This window comes from Spirosoma pomorum (assembly GCF_054776615.1).
The window spans coordinates 188129-209113 of the sequence record NZ_BAAHBP010000021.1; the positions used below are offsets into that span (position 1 = coordinate 188129).

The window sequence follows — 20985 nt, forward strand, 5'->3', positions numbered from 1 at the left end:
ACGTCCATGCCCCCTTTCGGGGACTCGAGTAAACTTTGTAAAACAGCTATTTCAGAATCAGCCTTCCTGTGGTTCGGTACGTTGGGGAGCCGGGTAACCACCCGGGGGGCGGCCGTATCCCCGATTGACGATCCGTTCGCCAAGGATATCGTAGAAACCGGCATCTGCTGGCGCGACCGTGGCCATGCCATCTACGTACTTATTGTACAGACAGAACAGAGCCGACAGCAGCACCGTATCATGAATTTCGCGATCAGTGGCGCCCGCCCGGTGGGCTCGTTCGACGGTTTCGGGCGTAACAGCGCTACCGGATTGCTGCGTCTGAGCCGCCAGTTGAAGCAGCGCTTTCATTTTTTCACTGATAGGGGCCGTTTCGGGATCGGCGATGACGGCCTGGGTAATCTGCGGGTCGCCCAGCAGCAGGTCGGCGGCTTTCGCGTGGGCCGCAGTGCAGAAGCGGGTACAGTTCCGCGACGAAACCAGCGTAGCAATCAGTTCGCGTTCGCCCGGCGTCAGTGTCGATTCGCCACGTAGCAGTAACTGAGTCAATTCGCGAATGGGTATGGCAGTATCGAGCCGATACTCCAGGAGTCCGGTGATGCCCGGCAGATGCTCGGGCAGGGGTATATGAGGCATGAGGTGAATTCGGTTTGTTTGGAGCGGGGCTAGTCTACACGTAGCCTACCTGCCCCTCGACTAGATTGCCTGAGATAAAGCCAACTGGCTCCTGTCCCAATTTCAGGACAGCGTATAGCCAGCTACAACGGCAGCACGGCCGCAGCTATCAACCCCCGGCGCAATACCGGGAAAGCAAGAAAGGCCATTAAACAAACCGGGGCGGGGGCGAATAAACGGGAAGGGAACGGCTGCTGAAGAGGCAGCTTGCGATGGGGATACGAAGATCTTCCCGCCATCTTGACAGAAACAGGAAGAAACTGGTTTTAGCCACTGGCGAATACTCTTTGATCAGGAGTTTCAGCCAGTTCCCGGCCTTACGTTCCGACTGGGATTCGGCATGAACGGCGTCCTTCACAAACGCCAGCAGATCGCGTTGCCAGAACGACGCACGCTTATTTTCCAGCCCGGCAATGTGCAGGATATTGTCTTTTACTTCCAGACTTATTACGTCAAAGTAATGCCCATTATACGCAAACCCTTCTTCGGTCGCATTCAGCACACCTTCTTCCGTTTCCTGGTCGTTCAGTGCAATTTGAAACTCAACCAGACTATCCACCGTCCGGTAGACTGTCAGCCGTTCCGTTAAGTCGTGCTCCTCCTGCCACCACACGCTCAGCGAAACCAAGACAATCCCAAGGACATGGTAGAGCACCAGGGTCAACAAACCCAAGCTGATCAACCGTCTACCCCATGTTTTGAATTGGATCACTTTGGCTAACTTGATGACTGACACATGATGTCGTCTTGAAACGATTCAGCAAGTATACCAGCGATTGGGCCAATTATCAAGTTAATCCAATAATTTCTTTCCATATAAACAGGCTGTGTTATGTGTTCCGGTAATCACATGTGTGGTATGCCTGTTAGTGTTCTGCAACGAATTAAGTCTCAGAGAGGAACGTAACTAACGCAACTGAGCGATTAGCGATTCATTGTATAGGCGCTTTCGTCAATCGCCCCCACGCGATGAAAGCGGCAATGCCAAAAACACCGATATTGAATCCGATACTGGTACCTTCTCCGCGCAGCAGGTGGAAAACAATCGCACATAGCATCAGCAACATGACCCCGACGGCGGCAAGAGGAGTCAGCTTTGGCCGAATACGTAACGCTGCTGGCGCGACTAGTCCAACGGCACCCAGCCAGTCAACGATACCCGTCAACCAAACAAACGTAGCCGGAGTTTCACCCGCCCAGGGCCACATGGCGGCTAGTTCTGTAATGGGCTTCATCAGCTTTACGTAGCCCGCCCAGAGAAGCAGGATCGCCACCAGGAGCTGGGCAATCCAGAGTATGATATGCAGCGTTTTCATGCGGTCTATTTTGTTCAAAAATTCGTTTGATGACCGCAAAACTATAGCCGTTAGCTATCTTTGGAATAGCACTTTCCTGGCGGATAGCGCTATCCGCCAGGAAAGTAACGTGCTGTATCCTGTTTTAATCTCCTCTTATAATGATAGCAACGGGTGGCTGTCCGAAAAATATCCTATCCATCAAGGATGCGATGGAAGCGATCGAAGGCCGGTGGAAATTGCTGATTTTGTTTGCGCTAGTCTCTGGCCCTAAGCGTTTCAAGCAGATTTCCGGCGAAGTGGCTGGTATCACCGACAAGGTTTTGTCGAACGAATTAAAAACGCTGGAAGTTAATCAGCTGATCAGCCGTACCGTATACGACACATTCCCGCCTACCGTTCTGTATACCATTACCGAGCACGGTCAGTCGCTGGAGCGCGTCATGGAAGAGCTTCACCAGTGGGGTCTTTCCCATCGGAAACAGATCATTAGAAACGAGTAAGTGCCCTATTTTTTCAGCATTGACTGCTCATCGGCTAACAGCCGCATCCGATAAGCATTCATCGCCGTCCGGCCTAGTTGGTTGATGAGCTGATAATTAGCTACTATCCCCACGGCCGCGCCAATGCCCGGAATAAGCTGTGCCATCTTCGCCAGGTCAATATAATCGCGGTATTCCTGCTGGAACGTCAGCCAGTCGAACTGATGAATATCCTCGGGTAACTGCTGGCTGTGCTCGGCCCAGTTGACCAGGTGCTGATACACCACCTGCCGACGCTCCTGACTCGAAAAAGCCAGTTGAAAAACGTACAGGATAAACACCCGTTCCCGGTAATCGCTGACGGAGAAACCGTATAAGGCGCCGATTTCGAACAGCATTTTCATTTTCAGACTTAGCAGCAGCGGAAAATCGGCCAGGCCCATCAGCAGCCCGCCCGCGCCCGTAACCCCACCTTCGGCCGCCCCCGCTTTCCGGTAGAAGTCAATACGTCGGGCCACGGCCGCGTCGCGCTCAATCAAACTCAGTCCCAACTGGGGTTGGCGGGTTAGAAACTCGGAGCCAAACAGGACGGCCCGGGTCATCTGTTTGATGGTCGCCGTAATGATCGCGTGGACCTGCCGGGGAATGATTTTGTTGATTCGTCGCTGGACGGACGTCGACAATCGCCCCAGTGCCGAAGGAGGCTTCTGCATGGCTTGTTGCCAGCGGTTGATTTCCGTGCGAACGGTGGTTTCGTAGGGTGTCATGGTGGTAATAAATCGAAAAAGTAGTACCTTCAACCGAATTAAAACAGCCTTGATTGTGTTTTAATAGGGTACTTCTCTCATAACAATCACACTGCTATTATTCAGCCTGCTCGTATGAAGAAAGTGTTTTTAGTGCTTATTGCCTCGTTGAACTTTGCCAGTACCTCTCCCGACGTAACATCTGCCTCCCCTTCCACTACTTTACTTTCAGCAGCTCCCGTTACGAAACATGACGCTTATCTTTCGGTCTATGACCAGCTTAATCTAAGTCATCTGGGCCTGAACAAAGATGTTTTTGCCTATGCGTTACGTGGCTGGGAGAAAATGAACACCAGCAAACCGGTTCTGTCCATCGTCGACTTAAGCCAGCCATCCAACAAGAAACGACTGTATGTCGTTGATTTATTGCAGAAGAAATTGCTGTTCAATACGTACGTATCGCACGGTCGTAACTCCGGTGATCTGGTAGCGAACAAGTTTTCTAACGTTCAGTCGTCATTCCAGACCAGCCTTGGTTTCTACAAAACGCTCAGTACCTACATGGGCAAACACGGTTTGTCGTTGCAGCTACAGGGCCTGGAAAAGGGATTCAACGACAATGTATACAACCGGAACATCGTTCTACACGGGGCCGATTACGCCTGTGAAGACTTTATCAAAAAGACGGGTCGTCTGGGCCGTAGTCAGGGTTGCCCGGCTGTTCCCTATGCAGATTCGAAAGGCATTATTCAGGCGGTAAAAGGCGGCACCTGCCTGTTCATTTACTCACCAGACAATGAATACCAAAAGCGTTCTACCTTTCTGGACAGCATCGGTTGATCATTCTTCATCGTATAAAAAAGGGAGGTCGAATCACGACCTCCCTTTTTTATTTGTTCATCGCGTACACATCCTTGTAGAAATGCAGCTTACCAGTCGCATCTACGTCAGCGATGTTATACGTAATAAATACGGGCACTTGCTTGGGAATAGCCAGCGGCTTTGGCTTCTGATCGATCAGGCATTTGTTCATAAAGCTGGCGTCAAACACCTGCTTGCCCAGTACCAGGTTCGCTAGTTCGACGGGTTTCTGCACCCGTACGCAGCCGTGACTCCGCCAGTGATCGCTTGTCGCCGTAAATAAATCCCGACTGTTGGTATCGTGCAGATAGATCGCCAATGGATTAGCCAGATCAAACTTCAGCAGTCCCAATGAGTTATCGCAACCCGAGGCTTGCCGGATGCGGTACGGAAAATTCGTTTCCGACAAACTCTGCCAGTCAATTTCTTCGGGATCGACCTCTTTGTCTTTTTCATCCAGCACTTGCAGGTTCTGGTTATAAATAAAGGACAGGTCGCGCTGCATTTTGGGTAGCATCTCGTTCAGAGCGATACTCTTTGGTACGTTCCAGTACGGATAAGCAATGATTCCCGTGATGTACGTAGCCATCAGCGGAGTTTGTTTATCAGCCCGCCCCGCAATGACCCGCATGGGCAGCAACCGTTTGCCGGTTTGATCAAACACGTTCAGTTCAGCAGCCGGAATGTTGACGACCACGAATTTTTCCAGATCGAACCGGTTGATGTAACGGTAGAAATTAAGCGTTTGGCGAACCAGCCGTAATGAATCGTTCAAGGCGGGTGTCTGGGGACGCTGGCGTAGCCGGTTGTACTCACTCACGAGCTGATTGTAGGGCGTCAAGCGACTGGCCCCCTGCAGCGACGCAACCGAAAAAGAACCATTTTCCATTTCGCGTTCGGCGGCTGTCTGTACGGCATTGGTATCCACTTTCTCGTTCTTTTTGAGCCCGTCGAACGCCAACTGCGACGATTTTTTACCGTACTGAAGCTCTAGCATCAGATTGGCCAGTCGGCCCGTCAGTTGTTTTACTTCTTCACCGGTAACGGCCGCGTACCGACTCGTATCAATCCCTACCGAGTCAGCGTAATGACAGGCCTGCCGCAACGTTGCCAGCGTCTGCTGATAGGCCGCTTTCTGCTGCCTGCTTTCCTGTTTTGAATCCCACCAGTTGCTAACCTGGCGTCCCACAAAAAACAGGACAACTAGTCCTACTACGGCGCCCAGCACGTACCAGACATTCTTTCGTTCGTTCGTTTCCATTTTCATTGAGTAATACTTACTTCATAAACATACAAGTACTCGGGTTGGTTACAGAACCCACAAAAACGCCCCCATAGCAGGACTATGGGGGCAGCTGTTTTTTCGTAGTACTCTGTTGTTAACTATAGGCTGGGCCCGTCGTGTTATCAGGTTTGTGGATGTTCCGGTTGTGGTGCAGTTCGTGCACATTTTCTCCGATTTTATCCCCATCCATGTATTCGTCTTCTAGTTCGTCAGCGGGTAGTGGCTCGGGGTCAATCTCGCTACCGGGACCGCTGGTACCTTCTACCGATTGATCACCCAGCCCACTGGGCGAAATGGCCTGCTTGGCCCGGATGATGTCTTCTTTTTCTTGATCTTCCATAACGCTGCGGTTTTGTTGACTATGAATCCGATATCAATGCATAAACCAGTCACTTATCGGATTGTTCAGGGTATTCCCACGTAAAATGCCACCGGGAAAATCTCTTTTTTTATTTAGAAAAGACACCCTTGGCAATCAGGTACGGAATCAATAACCAGAGTAATCCTTTGATTAGAAAAAAGAAAAAGCCGGCCCAGCCTACGCGTTTCAGCCACAGTTTAAAGCGGTCGTTCATACAGTCAAAGATAGAAATTTCCGGTTAGCCACCACGTACCCACCACCGTAACCCTGCCTTATCAACTGCTTCCCCCCGGTACTGGCAGGCTGATTTAGCCATTTTTAATAAATTTTTGGCAAAAGGAAGCCAATTCGGCAAAACCGGTGTTATGTCTTCTATTAAACAAACCGGCGTCCGTCGCCATTCCCATGAACATTACCAAAGACAAAGTAGCGGCCATCCATTATACCCTACGCGACAGTCAGGGCAACGTGCTGGACTCCAGCCAAGGCAGCGACCCACTCTACTACTTACACGGAGCGAACAACCTGATTCCCGGTATGGAAGAAGGACTGGAAGGTCGCACCAAAGGGGATGTCTTCAAAATTGACGTAACGCCCGAAAAAGGCTACGGTCGGCGCGACGATCGGCTGGTTGGCGAAGTACCTCGTAACGCATTCGGTCAGGCCGACATTCAGGTGGGCATGCAGTTTCAGGCAAATGATGGCCAGGTCGTTACGGTAACGAACGTTGGTCCGGATACCGTAACGGTCGATGGGAATCACCCACTGGCTGATCAGAATCTGCATTTCGACGTAGAGGTTATTGACGTGCGGGATGCCAGTTCGGACGAACTCTCCCACGGCCACGTTCACGGTCCCGGTGGTCATCACTGATCCTACGTAGACGAATTTGCAGCCCGGCCCCGATAGCCGGGCTGTTTGTGTTTTCGGCGTATCTTTGCCCACGATTTATTATGGCACAGATAGGTACAGACCAGCAGACGGCGAAGGCGCTGCTGGAAGCAGGAAAGGTAGTTGGCATTCCAACGGAAACCGTGTATGGGCTGGCAGCCAATGCCCTTGACCCCGATGCAGTTTTGACAATTTTTCGGGTCAAAAATCGCCCCGCTTTCGATCCGCTTATCGTTCATACGGATTCGCTGGACAAGGTGACCCGGTTCGTTACGGAGTTACCCGAAGCCGCCCAGAAACTGGCGGCTACTTTCTGGCCCGGCCCGCTGACCCTGTTATTGCCCCGTCAGCCTATTATTTCCGATCTGGTTACGTCGGGGCTGCCCACCGTAGCCGTTCGTATCCCCAACCATCCACTTACCCGGTCTCTGCTGCAAAGTCTGGATTTTCCGCTGGCGGCCCCCAGCGCCAATCCGTTCGGTTATATCAGCCCGACTACGGCCCAGCACGTAGCCGATCAGCTGGGCGATCAGATTCCGTACATTTTGGACGGAGGTCCGGCCAACGTTGGCCTCGAATCGACAATTGTTGGCTTTGAGGAGGACATACCTACTATTTATCGCCTGGGGGGCTTGTCGCAGGAAGCCATTGAACAGGTGGTGGGACCGGTAGCGTTACGTAGTCATTCGACCTCCAATCCCAAGGCCCCCGGCATGCTTAGCAGCCACTACGCCCCGCGCAAACCCGTTTACCTGGTCCAGCCCGGTACGACGCCCACGCCTGCTCCCCGCAGTGGGGCGCTCGTTTTTCGGGAGTTGTTCGGAGGGATCGCCGACGATAACCAGCGTACGCTCTCCCCCACGGGTAATCTTAACGAAGCCGCAAAAAACCTGTTTGCCTATCTGCGCGAACTGGATCAACTGGCGGTTGATCATATCTACGCCGAGCTGCTACCAGGCGAGGGATTAGGCCACGCGATCAACGACCGGTTACGACGAGCGGCAGTCGCCGAATGAGGTATCGAACAACATCGAGCCGACTTTTCGGTTTTGCCTATACAGTTCTGACTTGTCGGCTACTGTCTTTCGAGCGACATAGCCGGTGTACGTGCTGGATCAATTTTTAGTCATGAGTAACCATATAGTGCCTCCCGACCATTTATTTCCTGCTGGTGACGGCACGATGCAGACGCGTATCCGCTCGTTTAACTGGACAGAAACACCTGTTGGTCAGCCAGACCAATGGCCTGCCAGCCTGCGGACGGCATTAGCCATGCTCCTGGCCTCTCCCTATCCCGCCTTACTTTTCTGGGGATCTGAGTTCATTCAGTTTTATAACGACGCATACCGGACAACAATCAATTTGCCCACGCACGAGCCTGACTCGCTTGGGCGGCCCGTCAGCCACTCCCCTTCCTCGTCAACGAATCGAATCGAACTGCTCGATGTTTTACGACAGGTTCGGGCCACGGGTCAGCCTGTTCAGCAGATTGATCAGCCCATTCCGGTATACCGGAATGGACGTAATGAGATAACCCATTGGCGCTTTTCGTACAGCGCAGTTCCCGACGGAACCGATCAGGTAGCGGGAGTTTTGTGCATCGGGCAGGAAACGACCGGCAAGCAGGACGTAGGAACCCGCGTTCCAGCGGAACAATTGCTGTTTGCAATCGAATCGGCGGGTCTGGGCATTTGGGACCTGGACCTTCTTACGGGCAAAATATCCGGCAACGATCAGATGCGAACCTGGTTCAACTTACCCGTTCAGGGCGAGGTGGAACTCGCTAAGGCGTTGGAGGCCATCACCGAAAAAGACAGGGATCGGGTAGCTCAGACGGTTACTGACAGCCTGCAACCAGACTCCGATGGCTATTATGACGCAACCTACTCGTTAGTTACGTCGCGGGAACGTACCGAACGCATCGTACGCGCCAAAGGAAAAGTCTACTTCAATCAGCAACGGGAGCCGATACGGTTTACGGGTACCCTACAGGACATTACTAACGAGACCTACCTGCGAGAAGAGCAACGAACGTTGGTCAATCTGGTCGAAAGCAGCCACGATTATGTGGCCGTGACCGCTATGGATGGTCAGCTTACCTACCTCAACGCAGCCGGCCGCGAACTCATTGGCATTTCAGCCGACGACCGCCTAGCCAGCCTACCCCCCGATAGTCTATATACACCGACGCAGTTACGCTTTTTCGCCGAACGTATCAAACCTGATTTGTTATTGTCCGGTCGCTGGACAGGTACTTTCTCGGTCCGGCATCTGAGCAGCGGTGAGCAGATTCCCTGCCACGCCGAGTTTATTCAAATTAATGACTCCGTAACGGGCAACCCCGTATCCATCGGGGTTAATCTCCATGACCTGCGGGCCGAGCGGGCGACGCAGCAGGCCCTGATCGACATTAACGCCGAACTAACCGACAGCATTCGCCAGTTTACGTTCGTTACGGATTTTATGCCACAGATCGTCTGGGCGACGCAGCCCGACGGCCGGCACGATTTCTTTAATCAGCGCTGGTACGACTTTACGGGCCTGACTCCACAGGAGTCGTTTAACGAGAAGTGGGCCAATGCGCTTCATCCCGACGACGTCGAGCGTACCAATCGCGTCTGGGACGAATCGCTACGCACCGGTAACCCGTACGAAATTGAATACCGCATGCTACGCTACGATGGCCAGTATCGCTGGCTATTGGGGCGGGCGCTTCCGATGCGCGACGAAGCGGGGCATATTGTTCGCTGGTTCGGTACCTGTACGGATATTCATGACCAGAAAGCGTTTTCGACCGAACTGGAAGAACGCGTTGCCGAACGGACCCGCGAGCTGGAAACAGCCAATCATGATCTGAAACGATCCAACGAAAATTTACAGCGCTTCGCTTACGTAGCCAGCCACGACTTGCAGGAACCGTTGCGTAAGATCCAGTCGTTTGGTGATATTCTGCGCCAGACCTACGCAGGCCAGCTAGGCGACGGCGTAGCGATGCTGGAGCGTATGCAGGGAGCTGCCAGCCGGATGTCGACGCTCATCCGGGATTTGCTGGCGTTCTCACGCATTACAACCCAACGGAGTCAGTTTACCAACGTTTCGCTGGACAAAGTACTAAACGAAGTGCTGCTTGATCTGGAACTGGTCGTCCAGGAATCCGGAACGATCATTGATGTTGGCCCAATGCCAACAATTTGGGGTGACGTACCCCAGTTGAGTCAGCTTTTCCAAAACCTGATTTCCAATGCTATCAAATTCAGAGAGTTAAACAAAAAAGCTCCTCATCAGGTATCAATCCGCGCCGACTTGGTTCATGCGTCCGACTTGCCTCCCAAGGTCAACCCGGCATTCCCAGCGAATCAATACCACCACATTACCGTATCCGATACGGGTATTGGTTTCGACGAGAAATACCTGGACCGAATCTTTGAAGTTTTTCAGCGATTGCATGGCCGCAACCAGTACGCGGGTACGGGGATTGGATTAGCGATTGTCCAGAAGGTGGTCGACAACCACGGTGGTGCCATCAGCGCCAACAGCCAGCCGGGGCAGGGTGCTACGTTCAGCGTTTATTTTCCTGCCTGACCGTTCTTTTTTGCCTTCGTGTTACGTATCCAGCAGGCTGCTACGTCCCTGCAACCCGCCGGTGTGCACGGCAACGACTGTAGCCCCATCGGGGAAATACCCCTGCCGGGCGAGATCATAGATTCCGAAGAGCAGTTTGCCCGTATAAACCTGTTCTAGCCGGATACTATTTCTTTTCTCAAACGTCCGGATGAAGTCCAGCAGCGCGGGTGTCGTCCGGGCGTATCCACCGAAATGGTAGTCTGTCATTAGTTGGAAACGAGCAGCGTCGGATGGTTGACCGGGAAGCGCGAAGTCGGGGGCTTTCAAGGCCAGAAAGCCCAGCACGGTCGTCGGCTCCGGCGCTGACTGCATCAGACCCAGTACAGTGCCTCCCGTCCCGACGGCACAGCATACGTAATCTGGCGCCTTACCCAGTTGCTGAATTAGTTCGGGAATAATTTCGGCCGTTCCCTGCACGGCTAATTCGTTAGTTCCTCCTTCGGGTACGACGTAACAAGGGCCGAAACGATGCTGTAAGTCAGCAATAAACGCGGGATCATCTTTTTGGCCATACGCATTCCGACTCACAAAGTGCAACTGCATACCAGCCGCTTCGCAGAACGCCAACGTTGGATTACGTGGTCGATCAGCTAATTCGTCTCCCCGGACCACGCCAACCGTTCGAAAACCAAAGACCCGCCCGGCCGCAGCAGTGGCGTAGAGGTGATTGGAAAAAGCCCCTCCGAAGGTCAGCAACGTACCGAAGTCCTGCTCACGAGCAGCGATCAGATTGTGTTTGAGCTTACGCCATTTGTTGCCCGACACCAGCGGATGGAGCAGATCATCCCGCTTTATATAAAACCGAATCGGTACCAATTTCGGAAAGGGATCGGACAACAATTGCAGGGGAGAATCCTGGGCCAGGTGAGCGAGCTGCTGGGTAATATCGGTCATCTGTGTATCTTCGTCTTTTCATTGACGCACTAAATCTGCGTCAATCCAGCCTAATTGTGACAGACGAGCGCGACGAAATTTCGGAAGACGAAGACGAATTATACGAACACCACCGTATTGTGGTGGACAAGGGACAGAGTTTATTACGTGTCGACCGGTTCCTGATGGACCGGCTACAGAACGCGACCCGGACTAAAATCCAGGCCGCCATCGACGTGGAGTCGGTGCGGGTAAACGACAAACCCACCAAGGCCAGCTACAAGATTAAACCGCTGGATATCATTACCGTATCGCTCCCCCATCCGCCCCGCGACACGGACATCAAACCAGAGAATATTCCGCTGAACATTGTTTTCGAGGATGATGAACTGCTGGTACTGAACAAACCCGCGGGCATGGTCGTGCACCCTGCCCACGGCAACTGGGACGGTACGCTGGTCAACGCGCTGGTGTATCACTTTCAGAACCTGCCCACCTCACGCAACGGCGAAATTCGGCCGGGGCTGGTGCACCGGATCGACAAAGACACATCAGGTCTGATGGTCATTGCCAAGACCGAATACGCCATGACGCACCTGGCGCGGCAGTTTTTCGACCACAGCATTGAGCGGACGTATAATGCGCTGGTCTGGGGACAACCCGATCCAGAGAGTGGCACTATCACCGGTTACATTGGTCGTAGTGTGAAAGACCGGAAGGTTCAGACTATCTACGACGATGAGAGCAAAGGAAAATGGGCCGTTACGCACTATAAAACGCTGGAAAACCTGCGTTACGTCTCGCTGATCCAATGTAATCTGGAGACCGGCCGGACCCATCAGATCCGGGCGCACCTGAAGCACATTAAGCATCCGCTGTTCAACGACGCTATGTACGGCGGGGACCGTGTCTTACGCGGTAACCCCGTTGGCAGTTACAAAGCCTTTGTCGAGAACGCGTTCAAGTTGATGCCCCGGCAGGCGCTGCACGCCAAGTCACTGGGGTTCGTTCATCCCCGCACCCGCGAGTGGCTTCAGTTCGATTCGCCCCTTCCCGACGACATACAGGCGGTGCTGACGAAATGGCGGAGTTTCGTTACCGTTTAAGTTTTTTTGTAGATTCACCACGCCCAACCCCTCACTACTCATGATTTCTATTCGTCCCGGCACCCGTGCCGACATACCGCAGGCGTTCGACCTGGTTACTGAACTGGCCGTTTACGAAAAAGCCGCGGATCAGGTATCCAACTCGGCTGAGCAGATGGCCGAAGACGGCTTTGGTCCTAACCCGCTGTTTGGCCTGCTCGTGGCGGAGAACTCCGACACCCAGAAGATTGTCGGCATTGCGCTCTACTACTTCCGCTACTCGACCTGGAAAGGCAAACGCCTGTACCTGGAAGACATCATCGTTACGGAGGACTTTCGGGGGTACGGCATCGGCAAACTTCTGTTGGACGCCACCATCGATATGGCCCACGAAACCAACTGCACCGGCATGATGTGGCAGGTTCTGGATTGGAACCAGCCCGCCATCGGTTTCTACCAGCAGTTCGGCACCCGCTTCGACAACGGCTGGACGAACTGTCATTTAGATTTTTGAGGTGGAAAGGAGGAGGGGGAGGAAGGAAGGAAGGAACGAGCGGAGCGTGTGCTTCATCAACAGGACACCTGGCTACTGAACATCCCTCTCCTCCTTCCCACCTCCCCTTTTTCCCTTCCTCCCTCTTCTCCTTCCTCCTTTCCTCCCCCCTTTTTCTCTATCTTTGCCCTTCCGAATTGTGATCAAGCATGACGTATCGTCAACGTAAAGCCCTCCGCATTGCGGGGTGGGTATTTCTGAGTCTCTTTATCCTCACCGGTATTGGCGCGGGTGTGGCTTACTCCAAGCGTGAAGCCCTACTGCGTACCGCTATCGACCGGGCCGTCCGCAAAGCCAAGCGGGACTACTCCCTCAACGTAAAAATCGACTCCGCCCGGTTCACGGGTTTCAGTTCACTGGCTTTCTCTAACATCTCCGTTGTGCCGGATGATCGGGATAGCCTGGCCCGGATTCAGCAGGCGGAAGTCAGCGTTCGCTTCTGGCCGCTCCTAGTTGGTAACGTGGCGCTGTCCGGTCTGACCGTCAACAATGGTCTGGTACAGATCGTAAAACGCGACTCGCTGACGAACATCGATTTTCTGCTTCGCAAACGGGATTCGACCAACACCCAGAAAAAACGGCGCGCCGATCTCGCGGATGTGGCCGAAAATCTGATCGAGAACATCCTGTCGAAAATTCCGGACGATCTGAACGTGCAGAATCTGGAGTTCCGGGGCATGGATAACAAGGACACCATCAGCCTATTTACGCAAACGGCCACCATCGATGACGAAGCCGTTAATTCGACTATTCTGCTGAACGGTCGTCAAGCCATCTGGCACGTAACGGGTACCGCCGACCCCGCCGATCGGGAGTATAATCTGGCGCTCTACGCCGAAGGTCAGAAGGGTCGCCCTAAACCTCTCGAACTGCCCTACATTCAGAAGAAATTCAACCTAAAACTCCAGGTCGATACGCTGCGGGCTGAGTTGCGCGACGTTGACCGGGCGCGGGGCGAGTTCCGGATGGAAGGCGTTGGTTCGGTCCGTAACCTGCGCATCAATCACCCCGCCATTGCCCGCACGGATGTCTTAGTTCCGAAGGCGTCGATGGATGCGAACCTGTTCGTAGGAGAGAATTACGTCGGTATTGACAGTTCTTCGACGCTGACGCTGGGCCAAGTCAGTGCGCGGCCCTTCGTGAAGTATACCCTCTCGCCCAACAAAATTTATGAGTTGCAGCTGCATACCGGTCCGCTGGACGCGCAGGCGCTGTTCAACTCATTCCCGCAGGGCCTATTCGAGTCACTGGAAGGTATGCAGGTAACGGGCAAGCTTAAGTACGACCTGGCCTTTCAATTGGATGCTTCGCTGCCCGATTCGGTAAAGTTTGATTCGGGCCTCACCTCCGACGGCTTCCGGATTCTACGCATGGGCGCTACTGACTTCAGTTCGATCAACCGCCCGTTCGTCTACACGCCTTACGAAAAAGGGGAACCGGTTCGGCCAATCATCGTTGGCCCCGAAAATCCGGACTATACGCCACTCAACCAGATCTCACCCGATCTACGTAACGCGCTGCTCACCTCCGAAGATTATAACTTCTTCACGCACAAGGGTTTCAACGAGAAAGCGTTTCGGGTATCGATCGCGACCAACTTCAAGGAAAAATCCTTCAAACGGGGCGCCAGTACGATTTCGATGCAGCTGGTCAAGAATGCTTTCCTGAGCCGGAACAAAACGCTGTCCCGCAAAGTCGAAGAGATTCTGATCGTGTGGCTGATCGAGAATGAGCACATCGTGCCCAAAGAGCGGATGTATGAGGTGTACCTCAATATCATTGAGTGGGGCAAAAACATCTACGGAATCGGCGAAGCAGCCCGGTATTATTTTGCCAAAAGGCCCGCCGATCTGAATCTGGGGGAAAGCATTTTTCTGGCCTTTGTGGTCCCCCGTCCCAAAGCAGCGCTGAACTGGTTCGTACCCGATGGGCATTTGCAGACACGTAACGTTCGGGGATACTTCCGGCTCATTGGCCGAATCATGGCCCGCCGTGGCCTTACGGCACCCGATTCGGGCGCTTATGGCTTCTATGGCGTTCAGTTGCGCGAAGGTTTACGCCGTCAGGTAGCTCCTATTGATACGTTGTTCCAGGGCGACAGCACGCAGGTCGATCCCGTCGATAATGTCGACGAAAATACGTTTGGTAATTTCTTCCGGCGGCTGTTTAATCGGTCAGAGACGCAACAGAATGCACCTAACCAGCCAACAGCACAACCCGATTCTCCAACCAGTAACGAAGCAGCCCCCGCCGATACGGTGAAAACCCGGCGCCAGCTCCGTCAGGAACGCCGGGAACGGAAACGTCAGGAGCGGGAGGCCGAACGGCTTCGTGAACAGAACGGCAGCTGATAAGCTCCACCGCCTTACTCTCAAAACCCGAGCTCTATCCTGTCCAAAACGGACAGATACAGCTCGGGTTTCGCTTTACCCCGAATAAATTCTTTATTTCGTGAGATATACAACCTAAAACAAACGATTCGTACGTCATGAAGCATATTTATTGTTGTTTACTGATCATGCTATCAGTAGTCGCACAAGCTCAGGTTCCTGACTCAACCTGGTTCAAGAATAACTACACCAAGCAGGAACAATACATCGCGATGCGGGACGGCACCCGCCTGTTCACCTCCATCTACCTTCCCAACGACAAATCGGAGAAACACCCCATTCTGATTAGTCGGACGCCTTATTCCTGTGCCCCTTACGGTGCCAAAGCGTACCGTCCTTTCTGGAGTAATCACTACAAAGAATACCTGAAAGAAGGGTACATCATGGTGGTGCAGGACGTGCGGGGCCGCTGGATGAGCGAGGGCGATTTTGTGGACGTACGCCCGTACAACACCAACAAAAAAGGAAAGTCTGACATCGACGAAGCCAGCGACACGTATGATACTATCGACTGGCTGGTAAAAAATCTACCGAACAATAACCAAAAAGTAGGCGTGTTCGGGATCTCGTACCCCGGCTTCTACTCGACCATGGCGGCACTGAGCAACCACCCGGCGCTGAAAGCCGTGAGCCCGCAGGCTCCCGTAACAGACTGGTTCCTCGGCGACGACTTTCACCATAACGGCGCGTTCATGGCCATGGACGCCTTTAATTTTTACCTGCGCCGGGGCTTTGGCTTCCCACATCCCAAACCCACTTCAGTTGGTCCCAAAGGATTCAGCGTACCGACGCAGGACAGCTACGAGTTTTTTCTGCGTAGTGGTCCCATCCCGAACCTGACCAAGTTCGCGGGCGACAGTGTTAAGTTTTGGAATGAAATGATGCAGCACCCCAACTACGACGATTGGTGGAAAGCCCGCAACGTCCGGAACTTCGTCGGGGCGATCTCGCCGAACATTGCTACGCTGGTAGTGGGTGGTACGTTCGACGCCGAAGACTGCTTTGGAGCCTGGACGACGTATCAGGCTATTGAAAAGAAAGCCAAGAACAACAACCGCATCATCATGGGGCCCTGGTTTCATGGCCAGTGGGCCGGGCGCGGCAGCGATGGCTCGTCGCTGGGGAATGTCCAGTTCGGTAGTCCAACCAGTGCATACTACGCCGAAAAAATAGAGGTCCCGTTCTTCAATTACCACCTCAAAGGCAAGGGTAACATCGACAACATTAAGGAAGCCACCGTCTTCTTCACCGGCGAGAACAACTGGAAGCAGTTCGAGCAGTGGCCACCGGCTGCCATTACCGAACAGGCTATGTACCTGCAGCCCCAGGGCGGGTTAAGTTTTAAAGAGCCCAACACAGCAGGCGCTTTCACCGAATACGTCAGCGACCCGGCCAAACCCGTTCCGTACGCCGAAGGCATCAAACCTAACCGCACCCGCGAGTACATGACCGACGACCAGCGGTTTGCGGCCACCCGCCCCGACGTTCTGACCTTCCAGACCGAACTACTAACCGAAGACCTGACGCTGGCGGGGCCGCTCGTGGCCGATCTGATGGTGAGCATGACCGGTACTGACGCTGACTTTATCGTCAAGCTCATCGATGTGTTTCCAGATGATTTTCAGTACAGCCCAACGGACAAATACGTTGTCAATGGCTACGAGATGCTGGTCCGGGGCGAGGTGTTCCGGGGGCGTTTCCGCAACAGCTTCGAGAAGCCGGAGCCGTTCGTTCCCAACAAGGTAACGGAGGTAAAATACACTCTCCCCGACGTGGCGCATACGTTCAAAAAGGGGCACCGGGTTATGGTGCAGGTACAAAGCAGCTGGTTCCCGCTGGTGGATCGCAACCCGCAGACTTACGTGGATATTTACCACGCGAAGGCCAGCGACTTCCAGAAATCAACGATTCAGGTGCACCACAACCCGGCGGCCGCCAGTCGGATCATTCTCCCCGTGAGCAAGTAGCGCCTGATGAGATTTTCTCCAACAGAAAAGCCCCGTTTCAGCTTCCTGGAAGCTGAAACGGGGCTTCTGCTATGAGTGCAACGAGACTCTACTAATCAGTTTACTTCTTTCGTCATGTTAGCGGGGAGGCCCTGCTGGTAGCTGTTTCAACCAGGCCAGATTAAACTGGTAGTGCAGACTGCTACTGAGCAAATGAATCATATTGTCGGGCGTTTGCGTCGCGGCTAGATACCCCTTGGGTTCGGCGTGGGTCTGATCCATTTCAAACGCTCCGGTCCAGGCTCCCCCGTTCAGGTAGCGTTCCTTGCCGTCCGTCAGTAGCTTGACAAAGGGCCAGGTTTTCCCCTCATCAAACGACACGGCAGCATACATACCGTAGCCTTTGTAGCTCTTCCCGTCCGCTGTTTTGAACGGCATACCGGCCAGTTTGTCGCTGCGTTCATCAGGGTGGTGCGTAAAGGAAACCAGCAGCAGCGGTCCTTCATTCAGTCGGGTAAGCACCAGCCGCTGCCCACTCCAGACCGGCGGAAACGGTGATGCCGAATACGTCCAGGTTTTGCCCATGTCCGTCGATACGCTCATCGGCATGCGCGGGCCCGAGCTGTCGGCGGCCGGGATATCGTTTTTGCGGCCGAAGGCCAGCAGATTCCCGTTGTTGAGTTGTACCACACCCGCGTGAATTCCGGCGATCAGCCCACCCGTTTCACCCGCGCCAAAGTTGGGGGTTTCTTTACCCTGGTACGGGTTTGTCCAGGTGTTGCCTTTGTCTCTACTGACGTGAATGGCCGTACCGCCCGAAGGACCCGCATCGGCGTCGGCGGGCTGGATAAGCCACCCTTCTTTGGTCTGGCTCATGCCTGCGATCACCTGGTTTCGCTTCGCGTGTTCAGGGTTGACCAGACGCGGGGCCGACCAGCTTGCTCCATTATCCCGACTGGTACGTAACACCATCGCCAGATCCTGCCAGTCGCCATCCGTTTCAACCCCGTTCATGTGAAAAAGCGTTCCTTTTCCGTCGTGCAGCAGGGATGCGCCTGTCATGTTCCGATCCGGTACTTTGAAGAACTCGCTGGGCTCATCCCACTGCACAGCCCCGGCCCGGCGTCGGCTGGATAACACGGTCATCTCGCGACCACTCTCTTCGTCGGTCGAGAACCAGATGGTTAACAAATCACCGTTGGGGCACCAGGTGATGGCAGGCTGGTGATTGTGGCTATAAAACGGCACCTGACGGGCACAGTCGGGCTTGTTGACGTATCGTTGCGGCTCCCGAAAGACGGGTTTTGTGGCATCTACCGGTTTCCACGCGTAGTTCTGTTGCGAAACCGGCCCGGCATAGTTGGGTGTAGTAACTGGCGGCAAGGGCTTAGTGGCGGGCATGGCAGCCTGAACGACGCGGAAGCCAACCAGCCAGTTTTTGTCTTCCGGAATCATTGCCGCCCGGTTGGCCGACCGTAGAAATGTAACCGGCGTTCCGAAGCTCCCGCCCCGGCTTACCCGGTACAGACCGGAAGACCGGCCAACGGGATCCTGCTGCGGGCCGGGTACATAAGGACCGTACCAGTCCAGACACCACTCCTCGACGTTGCCGTGCATATCGTGCAGTCCCCACTGATTAGAAGGAGTCTGGCCTACTTTTAGTGAGACCACCGCCGTATTACGGTTGGTCACCTGGTTTTTCTGGTAGTCTTTGGGCAGCGAATTACCCGTCGAGAAATCGGAAATCGTGCCGGCCCGGCAGGCGTATTCCCATTCCGCTTCGGTAGGCAGTCGATACGGTTTTCCTTCTTTTTTGGACAGCCAGTCGCAGAAGGCAGTGGCCTGTTGGTACGATACGAAAACGACCGCTTCGTCGTCCTGCGTTGAGAAGCCATTCTTCCCCCGGAGTTGCTTGTGCGTTGGATCAAAGGCTTCGTACTGAGCGTTGGTTACTTCAGTGGCCGACATCTGAAAGCCTTTTGCCAGGCTAACCCGGTGCACCGGGCTTTCGTCGGCGTCCTTACCTTCTCGCTCGGAACCCATGTAAAACTTACCCGGCGCGACGGACACCAGCTTCATGCCGAGAGAATTTGTTTCCTGCGCCCAGGCCGTCACGAACGAACACTGGAGCAGCAGGAATACACCTACTTTTGCTTTCATAGAGCGTAAAAATCAACGCTGACTGGCCCAATGATGAGTCAGTCAGCGTTCCTCTTTTTTAAATGACAAATGAACGGATTAATAGCCTGGATTCTGCGTCAGCTTGGCGCTAAAATTGGCATCGATCGCCGATTGGGGGATCGGATACAGTTCGTGGTAGTCCTGAATCGTACTCCGTACATCGGACCGCGTCTGATACTTGCGGGTGCGCTCCACCAGTTTACCCATACGGCTCAGCGTCCGACGGCGGGGTTCTTCCGTGATTAGCTCACGGCCCCGCTCGTCCAGAATGTAATCGATCGTTACGTCACCCACCGACACAGGTTTGGCTTTGGCCCGGTTACGCACGACGTTAATATCCGCAGCCGCAGCCGTCGGGTTATTTTTACGTACATAGGCTTCCGCCCGGAGCAGATATGTTTCGGCAAGTCGGTAGACAATGAAATCTTTGCCGGTCCGGCCCGATGTGTTTGAGCCATTGAAGGGTTTTCCCTCCAGTTTACGCAGGTACGGGTAAACGTTTCGCATGGTGTCCTCGTTGGCCGTCCGCTTCTCCACCTGTTTGCCAAAATACGTAGACGACGGGTTGTTGTAGTAGAATTTGCGCCGGATATTGTAAATCGAGTTCCGAATGTCATTATCCCAGTTGTCTTTCCAGAGATTGTACAGGAAAAACGTCGTGGGGCGACTGTAGGCAACGCCCCGGCCCAGGCTGTCGGAGACAACCATGCCCGTTCCGCCCGATGGATCTTTCAGGTTGGGCAGAAACGGCACCCAGCCCCGGATGGTATTGTTCCCATTGTTTGTACCCGCTCCGCCCGGCGTCAGGTTTTCGTATTGCCAGACGTAAATCGATTCTAGGTTACCGCTACTCCGGTTCTGATTGCCTTCCGCAAACAAATCGGCGTATACATCGCCCGGCTGGTCTTTCCGGGCACCGAACCGACTGGTCATCAGCTGGTACGTCCCCGAACTAATCAGGCGGGTTGCACTTTCGATGGCTTTATCGTACTCGCCCAGATTGATATACACTTCCGTTAGCAGGTGATCGGCAGCCCCTTTGACAATCCGGCCTTCGCTCGTTTTTGCTACCGTAACGGGTAGGTATTGCGTCGCGAACTCCAGGTCAGTTTTGGCAAACTCGTACACTTCTTTCCGGCTCGCCCGGACAAAGTCAGTTTTGGGACTTTGGTACGTAACATCAACGATTGGAACGCCCCCGTAGAGATTTGCCAGCAGGTTATACGTGTATCCCCGGAAGAAGCGGGCCTCGGCAATGATAGCATTCCGTTCGGCATCGCTGGCAAAAACGCCTTTCAACTCGGGCTTGTTGGCATACTCAATAATCGTATTCGCCCGCAGGATCATTTTGGTATAGCCCCAGTTCCAGAAACTACTGGCGGCCGACGCAGAGGGCGTCAGGAATGTGGTGTAGTTCCGAAAATTTACCGTTTGTTCCTGACCCGTTGTGGCAATGTCGGTGCCGATCTGCATGTCGTAGAAACTGCCCAGATCCTCCTGCGACAGTTCATCGCGGGCGGACTGGTGGAGTGCCGTAATGTAATTGTCAAAACCGGCTTTCGAACTGAGAACAACATCCGAGCTGAGCGACGACAAGGGGACTTCGTCCAGAATCTGGTCTTTGCAGGAGCCGGACAGCAGGACCAGGGCGCATAAGCTGACCAGCTTACCGATTGATCGACTGACTGAATTTGTTGGTTGGAATAGCATCGTGATTCGATTCCCTAAAATGATTGT

The 20985-nt window shown here is 53.8% G+C and carries 19 protein-coding genes; 9 read left to right on the plus strand and 10 right to left on the minus strand.

Annotated features, from left to right (window positions below):
• Positions 1-57: 57 nt before the first annotated feature.
• The 3 genes from ACYVAD_RS12375 to ACYVAD_RS12385 form a co-directional block, all read right to left on the minus strand.
• Positions 58-636, minus strand: a complete 579-nt coding sequence (locus ACYVAD_RS12375; RefSeq protein WP_461139807.1) for a carboxymuconolactone decarboxylase family protein — start codon at positions 634-636, stop codon at positions 58-60.
• A 187-nt stretch (positions 637-823) separates the two neighbouring features.
• A complete protein-coding gene (locus ACYVAD_RS12380) occupies positions 824-1387 on the minus strand; it encodes a hypothetical protein (protein ID WP_461139808.1) in 564 nt (187 codons plus the stop codon).
• A gap of 220 nt (positions 1388-1607) precedes the next feature.
• Positions 1608-1991 carry a DoxX family protein gene (locus ACYVAD_RS12385; protein WP_461139809.1) on the minus strand — a complete coding sequence of 128 codons (384 nt, stop codon included), beginning with the start codon at positions 1989-1991 and terminating at the stop codon, positions 1608-1610.
• A gap of 140 nt (positions 1992-2131) precedes the next feature.
• Here ACYVAD_RS12385 and ACYVAD_RS12390 point away from each other — a divergent pair, with 140 nt between their 5' ends.
• A complete protein-coding gene (locus tag ACYVAD_RS12390; protein WP_461139810.1) occupies positions 2132-2473 on the plus strand; it encodes a winged helix-turn-helix transcriptional regulator in 342 nt (113 codons plus the stop codon).
• Positions 2474-2478: 5 nt separating this feature from the next.
• Here the strand turns inward: ACYVAD_RS12390 and ACYVAD_RS12395 are convergent, their stop codons facing one another.
• Positions 2479-3219 (minus strand): EcsC family protein, encoded by a 741-nt coding sequence (locus ACYVAD_RS12395; protein WP_461139811.1) that lies wholly within the window; start codon positions 3217-3219, stop codon positions 2479-2481.
• Between the two features lie 114 nt (positions 3220-3333).
• Here ACYVAD_RS12395 and ACYVAD_RS12400 point away from each other — a divergent pair, with 114 nt between their 5' ends.
• Positions 3334-4038, plus strand: coding sequence for a murein L,D-transpeptidase catalytic domain family protein (locus tag ACYVAD_RS12400; protein WP_461139812.1), 705 nt, complete (start codon positions 3334-3336; stop codon positions 4036-4038).
• A 49-nt stretch (positions 4039-4087) separates the two neighbouring features.
• On the opposite strand, the gene ACYVAD_RS12405 is transcribed toward ACYVAD_RS12400, so the two are convergent.
• From ACYVAD_RS12405 to ACYVAD_RS12415, 3 genes are all read right to left on the minus strand, one after another.
• Positions 4088-5320 carry a L,D-transpeptidase family protein gene (locus tag ACYVAD_RS12405; protein ID WP_461139813.1) on the minus strand — a complete coding sequence of 411 codons (1233 nt, stop codon included), beginning with the start codon at positions 5318-5320 and terminating at the stop codon, positions 4088-4090.
• Between the two features lie 118 nt (positions 5321-5438).
• A complete protein-coding gene (locus ACYVAD_RS12410; RefSeq protein WP_461139814.1) occupies positions 5439-5684 on the minus strand; it encodes a hypothetical protein in 246 nt (81 codons plus the stop codon).
• 109 nt (positions 5685-5793) lie between these two features.
• A complete protein-coding gene (locus ACYVAD_RS12415) occupies positions 5794-5919 on the minus strand; it encodes a hypothetical protein (RefSeq protein ID WP_255433020.1) in 126 nt (41 codons plus the stop codon).
• 191 nt (positions 5920-6110) lie between these two features.
• Here ACYVAD_RS12415 and ACYVAD_RS12420 point away from each other — a divergent pair, with 191 nt between their 5' ends.
• The 3 genes from ACYVAD_RS12420 to ACYVAD_RS12430 all read left to right on the plus strand — a co-directional run bounded on the left by ACYVAD_RS12420 (position 6111) and on the right by ACYVAD_RS12430 (position 10178).
• Positions 6111-6578 (plus strand): FKBP-type peptidyl-prolyl cis-trans isomerase, encoded by a 468-nt coding sequence (locus tag ACYVAD_RS12420; protein ID WP_461139815.1) that lies wholly within the window; start codon positions 6111-6113, stop codon positions 6576-6578.
• 80 nt (positions 6579-6658) lie between these two features.
• On the plus strand, positions 6659-7612 hold the full coding sequence (locus ACYVAD_RS12425; protein WP_461139816.1) for an L-threonylcarbamoyladenylate synthase: 954 nt from the start codon (positions 6659-6661) through the stop codon (positions 7610-7612).
• Positions 7613-7724: 112 nt separating this feature from the next.
• Positions 7725-10178, plus strand: a complete 2454-nt coding sequence (locus ACYVAD_RS12430) for a sensor histidine kinase (protein WP_461139817.1) — start codon at positions 7725-7727, stop codon at positions 10176-10178.
• Between the two features lie 21 nt (positions 10179-10199).
• Here ACYVAD_RS12430 and ACYVAD_RS12435 read toward each other — a convergent pair whose 3' ends face one another.
• Positions 10200-11114, minus strand: a complete 915-nt coding sequence (locus ACYVAD_RS12435; RefSeq protein ID WP_461139818.1) for a 1-aminocyclopropane-1-carboxylate deaminase/D-cysteine desulfhydrase — start codon at positions 11112-11114, stop codon at positions 10200-10202.
• Positions 11115-11170: 56 nt separating this feature from the next.
• Between ACYVAD_RS12435 and ACYVAD_RS12440 the strand changes: the two genes are divergently transcribed.
• The 4 genes from ACYVAD_RS12440 (at position 11171) to ACYVAD_RS12455 (ending at position 17088) form a co-directional block, all read left to right on the plus strand.
• A complete protein-coding gene (locus ACYVAD_RS12440) occupies positions 11171-12199 on the plus strand; it encodes an RluA family pseudouridine synthase (protein WP_461139849.1) in 1029 nt (342 codons plus the stop codon).
• Between the two features lie 40 nt (positions 12200-12239).
• A complete protein-coding gene (locus tag ACYVAD_RS12445; RefSeq protein ID WP_461139819.1) occupies positions 12240-12692 on the plus strand; it encodes a GNAT family N-acetyltransferase in 453 nt (150 codons plus the stop codon).
• Positions 12693-12880: 188 nt separating this feature from the next.
• Positions 12881-15082, plus strand: a complete 2202-nt coding sequence (locus ACYVAD_RS12450) for a transglycosylase domain-containing protein (protein WP_461139820.1) — start codon at positions 12881-12883, stop codon at positions 15080-15082.
• 167 nt (positions 15083-15249) lie between these two features.
• On the plus strand, positions 15250-17088 hold the full coding sequence (locus ACYVAD_RS12455) for a CocE/NonD family hydrolase (RefSeq protein WP_461139821.1): 1839 nt from the start codon (positions 15250-15252) through the stop codon (positions 17086-17088).
• A 117-nt stretch (positions 17089-17205) separates the two neighbouring features.
• On the opposite strand, the gene ACYVAD_RS12460 is transcribed toward ACYVAD_RS12455, so the two are convergent.
• Both ACYVAD_RS12460 and ACYVAD_RS12465 read right to left on the minus strand, forming a co-directional pair.
• Positions 17206-19227 carry an SUMF1/EgtB/PvdO family nonheme iron enzyme gene (locus tag ACYVAD_RS12460; RefSeq protein WP_461139822.1) on the minus strand — a complete coding sequence of 674 codons (2022 nt, stop codon included), beginning with the start codon at positions 19225-19227 and terminating at the stop codon, positions 17206-17208.
• Positions 19228-19305: 78 nt separating this feature from the next.
• A complete protein-coding gene (locus tag ACYVAD_RS12465; RefSeq protein WP_461139823.1) occupies positions 19306-20958 on the minus strand; it encodes a RagB/SusD family nutrient uptake outer membrane protein in 1653 nt (550 codons plus the stop codon).
• Positions 20959-20985 lie beyond the last annotated feature (27 nt).

Bases quoted from the DNA above. Each gene is read 5' to 3' on its own strand.
- ACYVAD_RS12375 (WP_461139807.1), bottom strand. From the start codon at position 636: ATGCCTCATATACCCCTGCCCGAGCATCTGCCGGGCATCACCGGACTC.
- ACYVAD_RS12385 (WP_461139809.1), bottom strand. From the start codon at position 1,991: ATGAAAACGCTGCATATCATACTCTGGATTGCCCAGCTCCTGGTGGCG.
- ACYVAD_RS12390 (WP_461139810.1), top strand. From the start codon at position 2,132: ATGATAGCAACGGGTGGCTGTCCGAAAAATATCCTATCCATCAAGGAT.
- ACYVAD_RS12395 (WP_461139811.1), bottom strand. From the start codon at position 3,219: ATGACACCCTACGAAACCACCGTTCGCACGGAAATCAACCGCTGGCAA.
- ACYVAD_RS12400 (WP_461139812.1), top strand. From the start codon at position 3,334: ATGAAGAAAGTGTTTTTAGTGCTTATTGCCTCGTTGAACTTTGCCAGT.
- ACYVAD_RS12405 (WP_461139813.1), bottom strand. From the start codon at position 5,320: ATGGAAACGAACGAACGAAAGAATGTCTGGTACGTGCTGGGCGCCGTA.
- ACYVAD_RS12410 (WP_461139814.1), bottom strand. From the start codon at position 5,684: ATGGAAGATCAAGAAAAAGAAGACATCATCCGGGCCAAGCAGGCCATT.
- ACYVAD_RS12415 (WP_255433020.1), bottom strand. From the start codon at position 5,919: ATGAACGACCGCTTTAAACTGTGGCTGAAACGCGTAGGCTGGGCCGGC.
- ACYVAD_RS12420 (WP_461139815.1), top strand. From the start codon at position 6,111: ATGAACATTACCAAAGACAAAGTAGCGGCCATCCATTATACCCTACGC.
- ACYVAD_RS12425 (WP_461139816.1), top strand. From the start codon at position 6,659: ATGGCACAGATAGGTACAGACCAGCAGACGGCGAAGGCGCTGCTGGAA.
- ACYVAD_RS12430 (WP_461139817.1), top strand. From the start codon at position 7,725: ATGAGTAACCATATAGTGCCTCCCGACCATTTATTTCCTGCTGGTGAC.
- ACYVAD_RS12435 (WP_461139818.1), bottom strand. From the start codon at position 11,114: ATGACCGATATTACCCAGCAGCTCGCTCACCTGGCCCAGGATTCTCCC.
- ACYVAD_RS12445 (WP_461139819.1), top strand. From the start codon at position 12,240: ATGATTTCTATTCGTCCCGGCACCCGTGCCGACATACCGCAGGCGTTC.
- ACYVAD_RS12450 (WP_461139820.1), top strand. From the start codon at position 12,881: ATGACGTATCGTCAACGTAAAGCCCTCCGCATTGCGGGGTGGGTATTT.
- ACYVAD_RS12455 (WP_461139821.1), top strand. From the start codon at position 15,250: ATGCTATCAGTAGTCGCACAAGCTCAGGTTCCTGACTCAACCTGGTTC.
- ACYVAD_RS12460 (WP_461139822.1), bottom strand. From the start codon at position 19,227: ATGAAAGCAAAAGTAGGTGTATTCCTGCTGCTCCAGTGTTCGTTCGTG.
- ACYVAD_RS12465 (WP_461139823.1), bottom strand. From the start codon at position 20,958: ATGCTATTCCAACCAACAAATTCAGTCAGTCGATCAATCGGTAAGCTG.